Source organism: Azospirillum sp. TSO35-2 (assembly GCF_003116095.1).
GTDB lineage: Bacteria > Pseudomonadota > Alphaproteobacteria > Azospirillales > Azospirillaceae > Azospirillum.
This window is the reverse complement of sequence record NZ_LGRA01000021.1, coordinates 428,226-443,696: the sequence shown is the minus strand read 5'-3', so window position 1 is coordinate 443,696 and position 15,471 is coordinate 428,226. Positions and strand designations below refer to the sequence as shown.

Annotated in this window: 16 protein-coding genes; 5 read left to right on the top strand and 11 right to left on the bottom strand. The window is 69.6% G+C overall.

Going from position 1 to position 15,471, the window contains the following annotated elements; all coding sequences use genetic code 11:
- The first annotated feature begins 33 nt into the window (after positions 1–33).
- Positions 34–486: a hypothetical protein gene (locus tag TSO352_RS32975; protein WP_146210771.1), complete on the top strand. Its 453-nt coding sequence runs from the start codon at positions 34–36 to the stop codon at positions 484–486.
- Positions 487–494: 8 nt separating this feature from the next.
- Here the strand turns inward: TSO352_RS32975 and rpsT are convergent, their stop codons facing one another.
- The 7 genes from rpsT to TSO352_RS18205 all read right to left on the bottom strand — a co-directional run bounded on the left by rpsT (position 495) and on the right by TSO352_RS18205 (position 6,122).
- A complete protein-coding gene (rpsT, locus tag TSO352_RS18235; RefSeq protein ID WP_109108717.1) occupies positions 495–755 on the bottom strand; it encodes a 30S ribosomal protein S20 in 261 nt (86 codons plus the stop codon).
- Positions 756–929: 174 nt separating this feature from the next.
- Complete coding sequence (locus TSO352_RS18230; protein ID WP_109108716.1) at positions 930–1,706, bottom strand: enoyl-CoA hydratase; 777 nt, start codon at positions 1,704–1,706, stop codon at positions 930–932.
- 110 nt (positions 1,707–1,816) lie between these two features.
- Positions 1,817–2,080: a hypothetical protein gene (locus TSO352_RS34030; protein WP_247872234.1), complete on the bottom strand. Its 264-nt coding sequence runs from the start codon at positions 2,078–2,080 to the stop codon at positions 1,817–1,819.
- A gap of 168 nt (positions 2,081–2,248) precedes the next feature.
- Entirely contained in the window at positions 2,249–3,091 is an 843-nt protein-coding gene (gene mutM, locus TSO352_RS18220; RefSeq protein WP_109108714.1) for a bifunctional DNA-formamidopyrimidine glycosylase/DNA-(apurinic or apyrimidinic site) lyase, read from the bottom strand.
- Positions 3,092–3,355: 264 nt separating this feature from the next.
- Positions 3,356–4,306 (bottom strand): prolyl aminopeptidase, encoded by a 951-nt coding sequence (pip, locus tag TSO352_RS18215; RefSeq protein ID WP_109110719.1) that lies wholly within the window; start codon positions 4,304–4,306, stop codon positions 3,356–3,358.
- A gap of 98 nt (positions 4,307–4,404) precedes the next feature.
- Complete coding sequence (locus tag TSO352_RS18210) at positions 4,405–5,235, bottom strand: cytochrome c (RefSeq protein WP_109108713.1); 831 nt, start codon at positions 5,233–5,235, stop codon at positions 4,405–4,407.
- Positions 5,232–6,122, bottom strand: coding sequence for a thermonuclease family protein (locus TSO352_RS18205; protein WP_199231649.1), 891 nt, complete (start codon positions 6,120–6,122; stop codon positions 5,232–5,234). The genes TSO352_RS18210 and TSO352_RS18205 overlap by 4 nt, the downstream gene beginning before the upstream one ends.
- Positions 6,123–6,176: 54 nt before the next feature.
- On the opposite strand from TSO352_RS18205, the gene TSO352_RS18200 reads away from it, so the two are divergent.
- Both TSO352_RS18200 and TSO352_RS18195 read left to right on the top strand, forming a co-directional pair.
- A complete protein-coding gene (locus TSO352_RS18200) occupies positions 6,177–7,658 on the top strand; it encodes a M48 family metalloprotease (RefSeq protein WP_109108712.1) in 1,482 nt (493 codons plus the stop codon).
- A 163-nt stretch (positions 7,659–7,821) separates the two neighbouring features.
- Positions 7,822–9,774 (top strand): adenylate/guanylate cyclase domain-containing protein, encoded by a 1,953-nt coding sequence (locus tag TSO352_RS18195; RefSeq protein WP_247872233.1) that lies wholly within the window; start codon positions 7,822–7,824, stop codon positions 9,772–9,774.
- Positions 9,775–9,965: 191 nt separating this feature from the next.
- Here the strand turns inward: TSO352_RS18195 and cobT are convergent, their stop codons facing one another.
- The 3 genes from cobT to TSO352_RS18180 form a co-directional block, all read right to left on the bottom strand.
- Positions 9,966–11,831 (bottom strand): cobaltochelatase subunit CobT, encoded by a 1,866-nt coding sequence (gene cobT / locus TSO352_RS18190; protein ID WP_109108710.1) that lies wholly within the window; start codon positions 11,829–11,831, stop codon positions 9,966–9,968.
- A 211-nt stretch (positions 11,832–12,042) separates the two neighbouring features.
- Positions 12,043–13,047 (bottom strand): cobaltochelatase subunit CobS, encoded by a 1,005-nt coding sequence (gene cobS, locus TSO352_RS18185; protein ID WP_109108709.1) that lies wholly within the window; start codon positions 13,045–13,047, stop codon positions 12,043–12,045.
- 74 nt (positions 13,048–13,121) lie between these two features.
- On the bottom strand, positions 13,122–13,706 hold the full coding sequence (locus TSO352_RS18180; protein ID WP_109108708.1) for a DnaJ domain-containing protein: 585 nt from the start codon (positions 13,704–13,706) through the stop codon (positions 13,122–13,124).
- A gap of 196 nt (positions 13,707–13,902) precedes the next feature.
- Between TSO352_RS18180 and TSO352_RS18175 the strand changes: the two genes are divergently transcribed.
- Positions 13,903–14,178, top strand: a complete 276-nt coding sequence (locus tag TSO352_RS18175; protein ID WP_109108707.1) for a BolA family protein — start codon at positions 13,903–13,905, stop codon at positions 14,176–14,178.
- Between the two features lie 292 nt (positions 14,179–14,470).
- Complete coding sequence (locus TSO352_RS18170; protein WP_247872232.1) at positions 14,471–14,929, top strand: ribbon-helix-helix domain-containing protein; 459 nt, start codon at positions 14,471–14,473, stop codon at positions 14,927–14,929.
- Between the two features lie 28 nt (positions 14,930–14,957).
- Here TSO352_RS18170 and TSO352_RS18165 read toward each other — a convergent pair.
- Positions 14,958–15,471: DUF2889 domain-containing protein (locus TSO352_RS18165; protein WP_109110717.1), on the bottom strand; the 514-nt coding region annotated here is incomplete at its 5' end.

The following is a 15,471-nucleotide window of genomic DNA, read 5'->3' as shown; positions in this document are numbered from 1 at the left end:
GCCTCAACACAGATGGTGTCCCGGTCCTCCCGCGTGATCCTGCCCGGAAGACTCCAAGCATGGATACCCCCAAACGGAACCCTGCGCACACCCGACTCAGACGAGATTGTAATTCTCGCCTGCGACACCTCTGGTTTTAAGTATAAAGAAGATCGGCCCGTCCACCGCGACTCTACAGTCATCGGCCGGGCGAAGACCTTTGTTCTTTCAATGTTTTATTCAACTGTTCGCGGCGTGACGGACACGCTGCGGACCGGCGTCGAATTGAACAAAAGTTTAATCGCCCGAAGGAAGTCTGGCAATGGGACAGATGGCGAACAGGCCAAAAAGACAAAGTTACGCACCTTCACCCACAATGCCGATCCCGGATCTCATACGCCGACTTGCCAACAATCTAGGACAATTGCCAACAAGACCGATCTTTACTTTAAACGCAAAAAGCCGCGCCCCGAGTCTCGGGCGCGGCTTTTTGAAACCGGCGAATGAAGACTCTCTTACAGAGCCTTGATACGAGCCGACAGGCGCGACAGCTTGCGCGACACGGTGTTCTTGTGCAGCACACCCTTCGACACGCCGCGCATCAGCTCCGGCTGAGCGGACTTGAAGGCGTCGGCGGCGGCGGACTTGTCACCGCTCTCGATCGCGCCCTCGACCTTCTTCACGAAGGAACGGATGCGGCTGATGCGGGCACGGTTGACTTCCGTGCGACGCTCGGTCTGACGAATGCGCTTTTCAGCGGACTTATGATTGGCCATGGAAACCCTACTCCGAACGACACGGCTGTCGTGATGCGAGCGCGCCTTATACGCGCCACCGTAACCCGAGTCAAGGCGTGGTCGCCCGTTGATTTGGACTAATCGCGCAGAGACGACATCTTGGTGGGATCTGGTCCGTCCCCCGCAACATGCAGGGGACGGCAGGCAGAGGAATCAGCGATTCTTCCAGGTGGGCTGGCGCTTCTCGGCGAAGGCCGACATGCCTTCCTTCTGGTCTTCGGTGGCGAAGGTCGAATGGAACAGGCGGCGTTCGAAGCGCACGCCTTCGGCGAGCGTCGTCTCGTAGGCGGTGTTGACCGCCTCCTTGGCCATGGCGACGACCGGCTGCGACAGCGAGGCGATCTTGGTGGCGACCTTCACCGCCTCCTCGACCAGCTCGGCGGCCGGGACGACGCGGCTGACCAGACCGCAGCGCTCGGCCTCGGCGGCGTCGATCATGCGACCGGTCAGCACCATCTCCATCGCCTTGGACTTTCCGACGAAGCGGGTCAGGCGCTGGGTGCCGCCGGCGCCGGGGATGGTGCCGATGGTGATCTCCGGCTGACCGAACTTGGCGGTGTCGGCGGCCAGGATGAAGTCGGCCATCATCGCCAGCTCGCAACCGCCGCCCAGCGCGAAGCCGGCGACCGCGGCGATGGTCGGCTTGCGGCACTTGGCCAGCCGCTCCCACTTCGCGGTGATGAAGTTGCTGGTGTAGACGTCCATGTACGAGAAGCCGGCCATCTCCTTGATGTCGGCGCCGGCGGCGAAGGCGCGCTCCGACCCGGTGACGACGATGGCGCCGATGGCCGCGTCGGCCTCGAACACGTCGAGCGCCTGGCCCATCTCGGTCACCAGCTGGTCGCACAGCGCGTTCAGCGCCTTCGGGCGGTTCAGGGTGATCAGGCCGACCGGGCCGCGGGTCTCGACGAGGATGGTTTCATACGACATGGCTGCAGCACTCTCCCGATGGGGCGAGTCCGGTTCGTCCGGAACTCGTGGTTGTCTGGTGTGGGTGGTTGTGTCTATCGGCGGTGTGAGTATGACCGGCGACGCGGCGGTCAGCGCGGCGTCAAAGTGAAGCGGACGGCGGTGGCCGATTTGGCGGATGCGGCGGCTTGCGGAAATTCCAGCCGCAGCTCCTCGCCCTCGCGGACGAAGACCCGCTCCGCCGTGCGGCGCCAGCCGAGCTGCGGCAGGGTCTGGTCGTAGAAGGCCAGCACCGCCTGACGCGGCACCGCCCCCGCCAGCACGGTCTGGACGATCCGCCCGCCCGGCTTGTCGAAGACCAGCGGCTCCGACTCGGCGGACGCCAGTCCGGGCATCACCGGCACGTCGGTGAGCCCCGGGACATACGGACCGGAGCCGGCGGCGAAGGCCGGAGAATTGGGAATAAGGAGGCTCCCCAGGCCCGCGACCGCGGGGCCGGCAAGGAGGAACGCGGCGGATGCCGCCCGGAGCAAGGCCGGAAAAGCCGTCATGCCCCAGCTATATCACCGTTGGCGCGCCGCACAAAAGAAAGTCGAGCGGCCGGACTGTACAATCCGCTGAACGCCCCCGGTCCGCGCGCGGTCGCAGTCGCAGCCGGGGCAGCCCTCGCCGGCGCGGTCGTAGACGGCGAACTGGTGCTGGAAATAGCCCAGCTCGCCCGACGCCTGCCGGTAATCGCGCAAGGACGAGCCGCCGGCGGCGATGGCGCGCTCCAGCACCGCGCGCACCGCGCCGGCCAGCCGGTCGACCTCGTCGCCGGACAGGCTGGCGGCGCTGCGGGTGGGCAGGATGCCGGCCTGGAACAGCGCCTCCGACACATAGATGTTGCCGAGCCCGGCGACGACGCTCTGGTCGAGCAGCGCCGCCTTGATCGGCGTCATCTTGCCGGCCAGCCGGCGGGCGAGATCCGGGCCGGAGAATTCGTTGCCCAGCGGCTCCGGCCCCAGGTTGCGCAGCATCGGGTGGTCGTTCAGCGCGTCGGCCACCGTCAGGTCCATCAGCCCGAAGCGGCGGGCGTCGTTGAAGGTGACGATGGTGCCGGCGTCGGTCTCGAACACCACATGATCATGCTTGTCGAAGGCGTCCGGCCGGCCGGGCGCGATGATCATCCGGCCGGACATGCCGAGATGGGCGATCAGCACGCCGCCGTCGTCCAGATGCATCAGGATGTATTTGGCCCGCCGCCGCACCGACAGCACGACACGGTCGGTCAGCCGCTCGCAGAAGCGCGGGGGGAACGGGGTCCGCAGGTTCGGCCGCCGCTGCTCGACACGGACCAGCCGCCGGCCTTCGAGATGCGGGGCAAGCCCCCGGCACACCGTCTCGACTTCGGGAAGTTCAGGCATCGGCCTCAGGTGGGGTTGGGGCGTGGGCGGGAGGTTGTCGGCGGGGTGGGAGGTGCGGGATCGACAGGCAAGATTTACACGGATGTCACGGATGTAAACACGGATTGCACGGATGTGGCGTTGGCCGATCGTCGGCTTCAGGAAAAGACCGGGGCGTCGCCAAGATCAGGAAAAGTCCGTGTAATCCGTGTCTAAATCCGTGTCATCCGTGTAAATCTTGCTCTCCGATTCATGGATTCGGTCGCCCGATCCATCAACCTCCCGTCACCGATACTCCTTGAACCGCTCCGTCGCCTGGATCAGGGCGGCGCGGATGCCGGGTTCCATGGCGGAGTGGCCGGCGTCGGGGATGACGCGGTAGTCGGCTTCCGGCCACGCCCGGTGCAGCTCGTCGGCGGAGATCACCGGGCAGACGATGTCGTAGCGGCCCTGGACGATCACCGCCGGCAGGTGCCGGATGCGGGACACGTCGCGCAGCAGCTTGTCCTCCGGCGTGAAGCGGTTGGAGCGGAAGTAGTGCGCCTCGATCCGCGCCAGCCCCAGCGCGTGGCGATCCTCGCCGCTGGCGGCGATCAGCTCGGGCGACGGCAGCAGGGACGAGCAGCTTCCCTCATAGACGCTCCACACCCGCGCCGCGGCCATGCGGGTCGCCGGGTCGGCCGAGTCGAGCCGCTTCCAGAAGGCCTCCAGCAGGTCGCCGCGCTCGGCCTCCGGGATGTGGCCGGCGAAGGCGGCCCAGGCCTCGGGGAAGAGGATGCGCATGGAATAGAGGAACCAGTCGATCTCGCTCTTCCGCATCAGGAAGATGCCGCGCAGGATCAGGCCCAGGCAGCGCTCCGGGTGCGTCTCGGCGTAGGCCAGCGCCAGCGTCGAGCCCCAGGAGCCGCCGAACAGGTGCCAGCGCTCGATCCCCAGGTGGCGGCGCAGCGCCTCGATGTCCTCGACCAGCCGTTCGGTGGTGTTCTCGCGCGTTTCGCCCAGCGGGGTGGAGCGGCCGGCGCCGCGCTGGTCCATCACCACGATGCGGTAATGGGCCGGGTCGAAGAAGCGCCGGTGGGTCGGCGACGCCCCGGCCCCCGGGCCGCCGTGCAGGAACATCACCGGGACGCCCCGCGGGTTGCCCGCCTGCTCCCAATAGACCGTGTGGATCCCGTCGACGGCGAGGGTGCCGGTCTGGAACGGGTCGATGGGCGGATAGAATTCGCTGCGGGGCATGGTCATCGGTCCAAGGGTTCGACACCCAAGTGTAGTGGAGCCGCCCAGCCTTGCGCCAGAGTCGAACGGTCGCGGAAGGGTGGTATGTCCCCAGGACGCTACGGTCCCTTCCGCCCGGCCATGTGCCCGAGATAGGCGACCACGCGGTCGAGGTCGGCGTCGCTCAGCATCGCCGGGTCGAAGCCGGGCATCTGCTGGCTGGGCCAGGTCCGGACCGATCGCGGGTCGCGGATCAGCCGCCTCAGGCCGGCCGGGGTCAGGTATTCGGTTGGGTTCATCGGCCGGTTCAGGTCCGGGCCCAGCGTGGCGCTGCCGGCGCCGCCCAGGGTGTGGCAGGCCATGCATTGGGTGACGAACACCGCCTGACCGGCACGGATTCCCGAGTCGGCCGGCAGCGCCGCGTCGACCGCCAGTTGCGGCCAGCGCTTGAGCGGGTCGTCGGAGCTGACGATGCGGGCGAGCTGGTAGGGCCATTGTTCGCTGCGCACGCCCGACGCCTCCGGCCGCACCCACACCAGGTAGAAGGGGCCGGCCGACACCGCCTTGCCCGGCAGGTTCGGCCAGGGCTGGCCCGCCGGCTCCACCGCCAGGAAGGCGACGGCGCCGTCGGGGCCGGTGCGCAGGCACAGCTCCGGCGGCAGTTGCGCGGTGAAGCCGTCCGACGCGACGCCCTCCAGAACGCTGTCGGGCGGGAAGGCGTCGGTGCCGAGCAGGCTGGCCAGCGGCACCGCGCGGTAGCGCATCGGCCGGCCATAGGCCACGTCGGCGGGGATGTCGACGGTCACCGCGTCGGGCCGGGCCAGCAGCGCGTCGCGGTCGAAGCGGCGCTCCACCCCGCCCAGCGCCACGGCCAGCTCCGGCCCGGCGGCCCGGGCTGGGGGGATGGCGGCGAGCAGCAGGAACAGGGTGGCGAACAGGCGCGTCATCATTCGGGGTCTTCCTCCGCCTCGTCCTCATCCAGAGGATCGTCCTCGCCGTCCGGGTCCGGAGCCGAAACGGCGGGCGGGCCGGGGAGAGGGTCGCGCTCCAGCCGTTCGATCTGCTCGGGATGGGTGATGTCGATCATGGGGCCGTTGCGCAGAACGATCCAGCCCCGGACGCGCACCCGCCGCCCCTCGTAGGACAGCGGGTCGATGCCGGCGGCGGTCACCGCCCGCTGGGCGGCCCGGCCGATGTGGACGGTGACGTCGCTGCGCCAATCCTCGCCGAAGTCGAAGTAGCACTCGCCGCCGGCCTTCGACACCCGCAGCACGACGCCCTCGACGACCTGGAAGCTGTCGCGGTCGCGGGCCAGCGCGTCGGGGTCGCCGGCGTCGCGAAGGGCGTAGACCCGGCTGCGCCACAGCCCGCGGCCGGCGCCGCGCGCCCTCTCCTCGTCCGCCAGCAGTTCGGCGGTGTAGGCGCGGGCGTCGGGGCGGCTGTGGACGCGCGCCAGCCCACGGGCCAGCAGCGCCGATTGCAGCCACAGCCCGTCGTCCCGCACCAGATGGGCGAGCAGCCGGCCGTGCCGGTCGACCGCCGCCGGCCCATGCACAGCGACGCGGCGGCCGAGCGCCAGGTCGGCCAGCGCCGCCGTCGCCGCCTCGGCCAGCGGCCAGACGCGGCCATCGTCCGGCTTGGCGCCGCGCGGCGGCTTGGCCGCCTCGATCCCGGCGAGCCGGACCCGGCGGCCGTCCTCCAGCTCCAGCGTGTCGCCGTCGAGCACGGCGGTGACGCGCAGGCCCGCCGCCGCGGCGCCGACAACCGGCAGGCCGCACAGCAGGGCGGTCAGCAGCAGGGCCAGCAGGCGCCCGGCCAGGAACGCGGCGTGTCGCATCGAAGGGGCCCCGTTTTTGCGGAACATCCGCCGCCGGGCGGGGTTTTGTCCGGTATGCCGACGCACACCCCCTTCCGCAAGCCGTTCCGCAGGACGCTCAGCGCGCTGACCGCGCTGTGGCTGGCCGTGGCCTCGATCATGATGGCGCCCGCGCCGGCCCGGGCCGGGCTGCTGGACGGCAGCCTGTTCGGCGGTGACGAGGCGGCGCTGGGCGCGCAGGAGCATCCCAAGATCCTGGCGCAGTTCGGCGGCGCCGTGAAGGACCCGCGGCTGCAAGGCTACATCGACCAGCTCGGCCGCAAGCTGGCCTCGACCACCGATCTGGCGCGCGAGCCCTGGACCTTCACCGTGCTGGACAGCGACGTGGTGAACGCCTTCGCCCTGCCCGGCGGCTACGTCTACGTCACCCGCGGCCTGCTGGCCCTGGCGGAGGACGAGGCGGAGGTGGCCGGGGTGCTGGCCCACGAGATCGGCCACGTCACCGCCCACCATTCGGCGCAGCGCCAGACCCGCCAGACCATCGCCGGGCTGGTGGCCGCCGGGGTCGGGATGGTGTTCGGCAGCGACGCGCTGGCGCAGCTGGCCGGGCTGGGCGGCACGGCGATGGTCGCCAGCTATTCGCGCGAGCAGGAGCTGGAGGCCGACCGGCTCGGCGTCGGCACGCTGCAACGGGCGGGCTACGACCCCTTCGCCATGGCGACCTTCCTGGAGACCCTGCGCCGCGACAGCCAGTATGAGGGACTGCGCGCCGACAAGAAGGCGACGGACGGCTTCGACTTCTTCGCCAGCCACCCGCAGACGGAGGCCCGCGTGCGCGAGGCCGCCGACCTTGCCCGCGCCCTGCCGCGCGGCGGCGCCCGTCCGCAGGATCCTTACCTGGCGGCGGTCGACGGCATGATCTACGGCGACAGCCCGGAGAACGGCTATGTCCGCGGCCGGACCTTCGCCCACCCGCAACTGGGCATCGCCTTCACCGTGCCGCCGGGCTACGCGCTGCTGAACGGCAGCGACCAAGTGATCGCCAAGGGGCCGAACGGCACCGCCATGGCCTTCGACGGCGGATCGTCGGCCGGCGTGTCCGACCCGGCGGCCTTCCTGGCCAACGTCTGGGGCAAGGGCGCCAGCCTGCAGAATCTGGAACGCGTGACCATCGGCGGCCAGCCGGCGGCGACGGCGACCACCCGCGGCGAGACGGACGGCGAGAGCGCCGACATCCGGCTGGTGGCGGTCCGCATGCCGGATGGCCGGATGTACCGCTTCACCTTCCTGGCGCCGGCCGGCGCGCTGGCTCGTTACGATGGCGATTTCCAGGCGGCGGCCAACAGCTTCCACCGGCTGACCGCGCAGGAGGCGGCGCGCTACCAGCCCCGCCGCGTCCAGGTGGTGACGGTGCGGCCCGGCGACAGCGTCGACGGCTTCATCCGCCGCATGCCGCAGGAGCCTTACGCCGAGGAATTGTTCCGGATCATCAACGATCTCCCGCCGGGAACGCCTCTGGAACCCGGCCGCCGGGTGAAGGTGATCGTCGGCGGGTAAAAATGGAACCGGCCGCATGAAATCCCCGTAAGGATACACCCCGGCGGGTTGCCCCGCGGCGGGCGGACGGGTAGGCTGCCGCCCCATGGCCGACACCCCCTCAGCGCCCGTTCCGATGCCCCCGTCAGCCCCCGCGCCGCTTCGCAGGAATGCCAAGGCGGCGGTGGCGAAGCCGGCGGGGCGGAAGCGGCTGCGGCTGCCCATCGCGGCGGTGCTGGTCGCCGGATTCGGGTCGCTGATGCTGGCGGCGGTGGCCAGCGTCCTGGTGCTGGGACTGGTCAGCGCCACCACCAACACCTTCGCGCTGCTGAACGACAAGGCCGATCTGGCGTTGGCCGGGGTCGAGGTGCGGGTGCGCCACCAGCTGGACCCGGCGCGTGAAATGGCGCGCTTCGTCGCCGGCCTGATCGAGCGGGGCGACCTGCGCCCCGATGACGCCACGGCGATGGCCGACACGCTGCGCGGCGCGCTGGCCGGCGGCCCGGACGTCACCGGGCTCGCCTTCATTCGTCCGGACCTGACCGGGGTGCAGGTTGGCCGGCTGAACGGCGGCCTGTCGGTCGGCACCCTCGACCTGCAAGGCGACAGCGACGTTCCGCCGGAGGTGCTGGACGGACCCAACCGCAGCGCCGCCACCTGGGCCGACCCGCGCTGGCTGAAGGAGGCGCAGAACAGCCTGGTCACCCTGTACCAGCCGGTGCGGCGCGACGGCCGCTATCTGGGGCAGGTGGCGGTTGGCGTGTCGCTGGGCGACCTGTCGCGCTTCCTGTCGGTGCTGTATGTCGAGCAGGGGCTGAACGCCTTCGTGCTGTACGACCACACCCATGTGCTGGCCCACCCGGCGCTGGTCGGGCGCAGCTTCGATTTTTCCAACAAGCCGGACGGGCCGCCGCTGCCGCGGATCGACCAGGTCGACGACCCGGCGCTGGCGGCGCTGTGGTCCAGCGGCACGCCGATCCAGTCGCTGAAAAAGCGGGTGGAGGGGCGCAGCGTCCGCGTGCTGGGCAGCGACTATGCCTTCCTGACCCGGCCGATGGCGGGCTATGGCCAGCAGGACTGGATCATCGGCATCGGCTACCGCGACGGCGAGATGGGGAACGAGATCCGCCGGCTCTACACCACCGGGGCGGTCGGCCTCGCCATCCTGCTGGTGTCGGTCGGGGTCGCGCTGCTGGTCGGGCGGCGGATCAGCCGGCAGGTCGCCCGGCTGGCCGAGGCCGCCGACCGCGTCCGCGCCTTCGAATTCCGCACCATCGCCGATCTGCCCGATTCGCGCCTGCGCGAGATGGCGCGCGCCGCCAGCGCCTTCAACGCGATGGTCGCCGGCCTGCGCTGGTTCGAAACCTATGTGCCAAAGGCGCTGGTGCTGCGGCTGATGCGCCAGCGCGAGAGCATGGGCGACGGGGCCGGCGGGCCCGACCATGGCGGACGGCTCGACTCGGTGCTGCGCGAGGTGACGGTGATGTTCACCGACATCCGCGGCTTCTCCCGCATGGCCGAGCATATGGCCGCCGCCGACACCGCCGCCCTGCTGAACGAGCATTTCACCCTGCTCGCCGCCTGCATCGAGGCGGAGGGCGGGACGGTGGACAAGTTCATCGGCGACTCGCTGATGGCCTTCTGGGGCGCGCCGGAGGAGCAGGAGGACCACGCCGCCCGCGCGCTGCGCGCCGCCTACGCCATCCACCACGCGGTGCGCGCCGACAACCGCCGCCGCGTGTCCGCCGGGCAGGCGCCGATCCAGGTCCGCGTCGGCCTGCACAGCGGTCCGGTCGTGGTCGGCAACATCGGCTCCGACAGCCGGATCAACTACACGATCGTCGGCGACACCGTGAACGTCGCCGCCCGCATCGAGGAGCTGTCGGCCGCCCTGCAGGGCGAGGCCGAGGTGATCGTCCTGACCAGCGGCGTCACCGCCGCCAAGGGCAAGGACGCCGTCCCGCTGGTCCGCCAGGGCGGCCGCTCGCTGCGCGGCCGCACCGGCACCACCGAACTCTGGCGCCTGGTGCCGCCGGAGGAGGAGCGTAAGGAGACGGCGAAACCCGCCGCGCCGACCGTGAAGCCGACGCCGGCGGCCACGCCATCGACCACGGACGCCGGATCGGCGAAGGTGTGAGAAGGCTCCCTCTCCCACCTCTCGCGCAAACGCAGTTTGCGCTGACGGCGTCAGGCGGATCGAAGATCCGCTGAGAGCCCCGGGAGAGGGAGTTTTCACGCTCTTTCTGGTAAGGATACGCGCTCAAGCCAAGGCGATGGTTTCTCTAAGCCACTGAAAACCCTAGAGACAGCATCGACCCCATCCTTACCTCAACGCCGGCGGCGGCCGCGGCGTTCGTCCTCGTCGAACAGTTCGGCCAGCTTGTTCATCATCGTGCCGCCCAGCTGCTCGGCGTCGACGATGGTGACGGCGCGGCGGTAGTAGCGGGTCACGTCGTGGCCGATGCCGATCGCCACCAGCTCCACCGGCGACCGGGTCTCGATCTGCTCGATCACCTGGCGCAGGTGGCGTTCGAGATAGTTGCCGGCGTTGACCGACAGGGTCGAGTCATCGACCGGCGCGCCGTCGGAGATCACCATCAGGATGCGGCGCTGCTCCGGCCGGCCGAGCAGGCGGGTGTAGGCCCATTGCAGCGCCTCGCCGTCGATGTTCTCCTTCAGGATGCCTTCGCGCAGCATCAGGCCCAGATTCTTGCGGGCGCGGCGCCACGGCATGTCGGCCGCCTTGTAGACGATGTGGCGCAGGTCGTTCAGCCGGCCGGGGTTGGCCGGCTTGCCGCCGGCGACCCAGGCTTCGCGCGCCTGGCCGCCCTTCCAGGCGCGGGTGGTGAAGCCCAGCACCTCCACCTTCACCGCGCAACGCTCCAGCGTGCGGGCGAGGATGTCGGCGCTCATCGCGGCGATCGAGATCGGCCGGCCGCGCATCGACCCGGAATTGTCGATCAGCAGCGACACCACGGTGTCGCGGAAGTCGGTTTCCTTCTCCGCCTTGAAGGACAGCGGCAGCACCGGGTTGGCGACGACCCGGGCGAGGCGGGCGGCGTCGAGCATGCCCTCCTCCAGGTCGAAGCTCCAGGAGCGCTGCTGCTTGGCCATCAGCCGGCGCTGCAGCCGGTTGGCCAGCTTGGAGATGACGCCCTGGAGATGCTGCAGCTGCTGGTCCAGCAGGTGGCGCAGCCGTTCCAACTCCGCCGGGTCGCAGAGGTCGGCGGCGTCGACCACCTCGTCATACTGGGTGGTGTAGGCCTTGTAGGCGTTGGGATCGGCCTCGTTGCGGCGGTTGACGTCGTTGCGCCAGGGCTGGCCGGGGCCGGCGGGCTCTTCCGCCCCCTCGCCCTCGCCCATCTCCATGTCGCCTTCCTCGCCGGCGCCCTCCTCGGCGCTGTCGCCGGCCTCCGACGAGTCCTGCATGTCGGACGAGGCCATCGACTCGCTGTCCGACTGGTCGTCGTCCTGGCCGCGGGTCTGGCCGTGCTCCGGCGATTCGTCGTTCTCGGAGGACTGGGTCTGCTGGTCCTCCTCCTCCTGCTCGTCGGCTTCCTGCCCGACCTCCATGTCGAGGTCGGCGAGCAGCCGGCGCACGGCCTTGGCGTAGGCATCCTGGTCGCCGGCATAGGCGGCGAGCCCGTGCATGTCCTTGCCCAGCCGCTCCTCGATCCACGGGCGCCACAACTCGACCGCGTGGGCGGCGGCGGGCGGTGGCTTGGCGCCGGTCATCGCCTCGCGCGCCATCAGCCGCAACGCCTCGGACAACGGAACCTGCCCGCGGTCCTCGAAGCGGTCGAAGCCCTGGCGGGTGTAGCGGTCGTCCAGCGCCGCTTCCAGATTGTGGGCGACGCCGGTCATGTCGCGGCTGCCCAGCGCCTCGCAGCGCGCCTGTTCGAGCGCATCGAAGGCCTGGCGGGCGGCGTCGCCCAGCGGCATGCGGTGGGCGTGGACGGTGGCGTCGTGATAGCGCAGCCGCAGCGCCACCGCGTCGGCGGCCCCGCGCAGCTTGGCGACATCGACGGGATTGAGATCGCGCGCCGGCAGCGGCACCCGCACCCGCTGGCCCGACAGACCCGGCGGGTCGGACGAAAAGCCCACCTGCACCTCCGCCCGCCGGGACATGGCGCGCACCGTGGCGGTGGTGGACCGCTTGAAGGCCTCGACGGGGGTATCGTTCTGGGTGGTCATCGCGGGGCGTCTTCGGGTTGTGGTGCCGGCTTCGGGCGAGGTCGGATGGCTGGGGGCAAGGTTGACACGGAGACGAGCGCAGCTCTCACGGGCATGCCGGACTTGAACCGCTCCTGTAAGGTCTTGCCCAGAAGTACCGTCCGTTCCGCTACGTGTGAATCCCTGTGCAGCGCCCCGGCTTCACACGAAGCCGGAGCCTGGCACAGCGCGGTCACACGAGATTCGCCTGGACCCCCGTCTCCGGCAGTTCGACGCCGAAGCAGCGCTGGTAGTATTCGGCCACCGTCGGCCGCTCCACCTCGTCGCACTTGTTGAGGAAGGTGATGCGGAAGGCGAAGGCGAGGTCGTTGAAGATCCGCGCGTTCTCGGCCCAGGTGATGACCGTGCGCGGGCTCATGACGGTGGAGATGTCGCCGTTGATGAAGCCCGACCGCGTCAGGTCGGCCAGACGCACCATGGCGGCCACGGTGTCGCGGCCCTTGGGGTCGTCGTAGGAGTTCACCTTGGCCTGGACGATCTTCACCTCGGCGTCGACCGGCAGGTAGTTCAGCGTCGCCACGATGTTCCAGCGGTCCATCTGGCCCTGGTTGATCTGCTGCGTGCCGTGGTAGAGGCCGGTCGTGTCGCCCAGGCCCACCGTGTTGGCGGTGGCGAACAGGCGGAAGGCCGGGTGCGGCCGGATGACGCGATTCTGGTCGAGCAGCGTCAGCTTGCCTTCCACCTCCAGCACGCGCTGGATCACGAACATCACGTCGGGACGGCCGGCGTCGTATTCGTCGAACACCAGGGCGCAGGCGTGCTGCAGGGCCCAGGGCAGGATGCCCTCGCGGTATTCGGTGACCTGGACGCCGTCGCGCAGGACGATGGCGTCCTTGCCCATCAGGTCGATGCGGCTGATGTGGCTGTCCAGGTTGACGCGGATGCAGGGCCAGTTCAGCCGGGCCGCCACCTGTTCGATGTGCGTCGACTTGCCGGTGCCGTGATAGCCCTGGACCATGACGCGACGGTTGAAGGCAAAACCGGCGAGGATGGCCAGCGTCGTGTCGCGGTCGAACCGGTAGGCGCTGTCGAGTTCGGGCACATGCTCCGTGCGCTGGCTGAAGGCCGGCACCTGCATGTTGCTGTCGATGCCGAAGACGTCGCGCACCGAAACCTTGGTGTCGGGCGTGTGGTCGAACAGGGCCGAGCTGGCCTGGGTCGCTCCTTGGGAAGCCATGGGTCGGGTTCTTACGTTCCAGCGAGTGTCGGTTGCGCAGCGGCCGCGGGGTTCACCCGGCCCGCCATCGGGGTTCAGGCAGCATAACAGGCTTTCAGCGTATTGTAGGCCAGATTGATCTCTTTCAATCGTTCTTCCGCGGCCTTGTCGCCGCCGTTGGCGTCGGGATGGTGCTTTTTCGCCAGTTCCCGGTAGCGTGCCTTGATGCGGGTGAAGTCCACCGGCGGGGTCAACTCCAGAACCGCCAGCGCCTTTTCCTCTTCGGTGCGGGCGTGGCTGCGGCGCTGGGTTTTTTCCTCCTCCTTCGTCTTGCCATTCTCACAGCCGAATTCGAAACTGAAGCCGTTGACCACGCGATCGCGCAGGAAACGCTCCTGCGTCGCCCACTTGCCGAGCGGCCAGCTCGGGCGCTGCCATGTGGTGTCGCGCCGCACCTCCGCCTCGATCTGGTCGGTGGACATGCCGGCGTAATAGTCCCAGGCCCGGTTGTATTCCCGGACATGGTCCAGGCAGAACCACCAGTATTCGTTGAGCGAGCTGCGGCTTTTCGGCGCACGGTATTCGCCCGATGCGACGCAGTCGGGATGGTCGCAGACACGGGTGGCCGCACGCGATGCGGCGTAGCTGTCGTAGCTGGAGCGGGCGCGGTTCCTGGTCATCGGGCAAGTATGGGAACAGCCGATGCCTCTGGCAAGCGCGCCGAATCGGGCTTCCGTCATCCGCAATCCGCGGGTCGGACCGCTTGACAGGACGCCCCCGGCACACTTTCCTGTCCGGGGGCGGACCGTTCGGGGATGACGCCGCCCGAGGACGACCGCCCGCCCATCCCCACGCGACCATCCCCAGGGGAACAGCATGGAATACGCCACCCGCATCCGCGAGAAGCTGACCGCCGGACTGGCGCCGGTGCGGCTGGAGGTCGTCGACGATTCCGGCCGGCACGCCGGCCACGCCGGGGCCGACGCCGCGGGGGAAACCCATTTCCACGTCACCATCGTGTCGGACGCCTTCACCGGCAAGTCGCGGGTGGAACGCCAGCGCATCGTCTACACCCTGCTGGCCGACGAACTGCGCGAGCGGGTCCACGCGCTGGGCCTGACCACCCAGACCCCGGGCGAAGCCGGCACCTGAGCGGACGCCACCACGGCCGCCGGGCCCGGCCCACCTCCCGCCCCCACATCCCGCAGACAGCGCCCGACCGATCGGGGCGGAAATCGCATACATACGCGTGCAACTAATAAGCGATTTCCAAAGTGGCTGGCACAACAAGGGACGCGAGCGCGGTTGCATTTCCCGCCTCGTTTAGTAAAGTGCCATATATGCAACCATTTATCGCGCCGTGGCGGATGCAGACTTCGCGTGTCTGTCGGCGGCTTCGTGGAAGGGGCTGCGGATGGCGAAGCGTGGGCCGAAGAAAAAACGGGTGAACACTCCCCAGGCGGGGGTGGAACCGTTGAAGAGCCAGAACATCATGATCGGCGGGCACCGCACGAGCATGCGGCTGGAACCGTCGATGTGGGACGCTCTGGAAGACATCGGCCGTCGGGAAGGACTGACCGTCAACCGTCTCTGCACCCAGATCAAGGAACGGATCGAGGAGCAGGCGCGTCGCCGCGGCATTTCGCCGGAGGAGGCGGACGTCACCCTGACCTCGGCCGTGCGGGTGTTCATCGCCTCCTATTATCGTCGTGCCTGCACGGAAGACGGGCATGTGCGCGCCGGCCACGGCGGCAGCGACCCCTTCCTGGGCACACCGTTCGAACTGCCGCCCTCGTCCGACGAGACGGAGGGTGGGACCGGCAGCGCCGGCCTGTCGACCGAGCCCGGTTTTTCCGCGCCGCCCGCCAAGTGCGCCGTCGACGGGAGCTACGCCGAGGTGTAAGGCGCCCCGCGGCGAACGGGCGCGGCGGTCATTCCGCCGCTTCGTCCCGCCGCTCGCCGTCGTGGTCACCGTCGCGGTCGCCGGTGTAATGGGCGGGCCAGTGCTTGCGCACCACCGCGCCACCGCTGTCGAAGATGTGGCACATGTTCAGCAGGGCCGGCCGCTTGCCGTCCGCCGGCACCGCCGTGCCGGCCGCCTTGGCACGCTCGGCCGCCTCGCGGGCCAGGATCGGGTAGACGGTCTGGAAGGCGGTGGTCGCCAGCGGGCCCAGCAGTTCGACCAGATGGGTGCAGCCCTTCGGCCCGCCCAGCCGGTCCTTCACCGCGCGGGTCCAGCCGGGACCGACGCGCAGCCCGACCAGTTCCTGGAACCGCGGGGTGATCGTGCCGCAGGCGCGGTAGGGGCTGTCCTGCGTCACCGCCTCCACCGCCTTGACGGTCAACTGATCGTCGATGGTCAGGCGCATCCACATCTGGTGGATCGGCGTGCCGGGATCGAGGTGCCCGCGCTCGTCGGTGTGGAAGCCGTAGCTTTTGACGTCG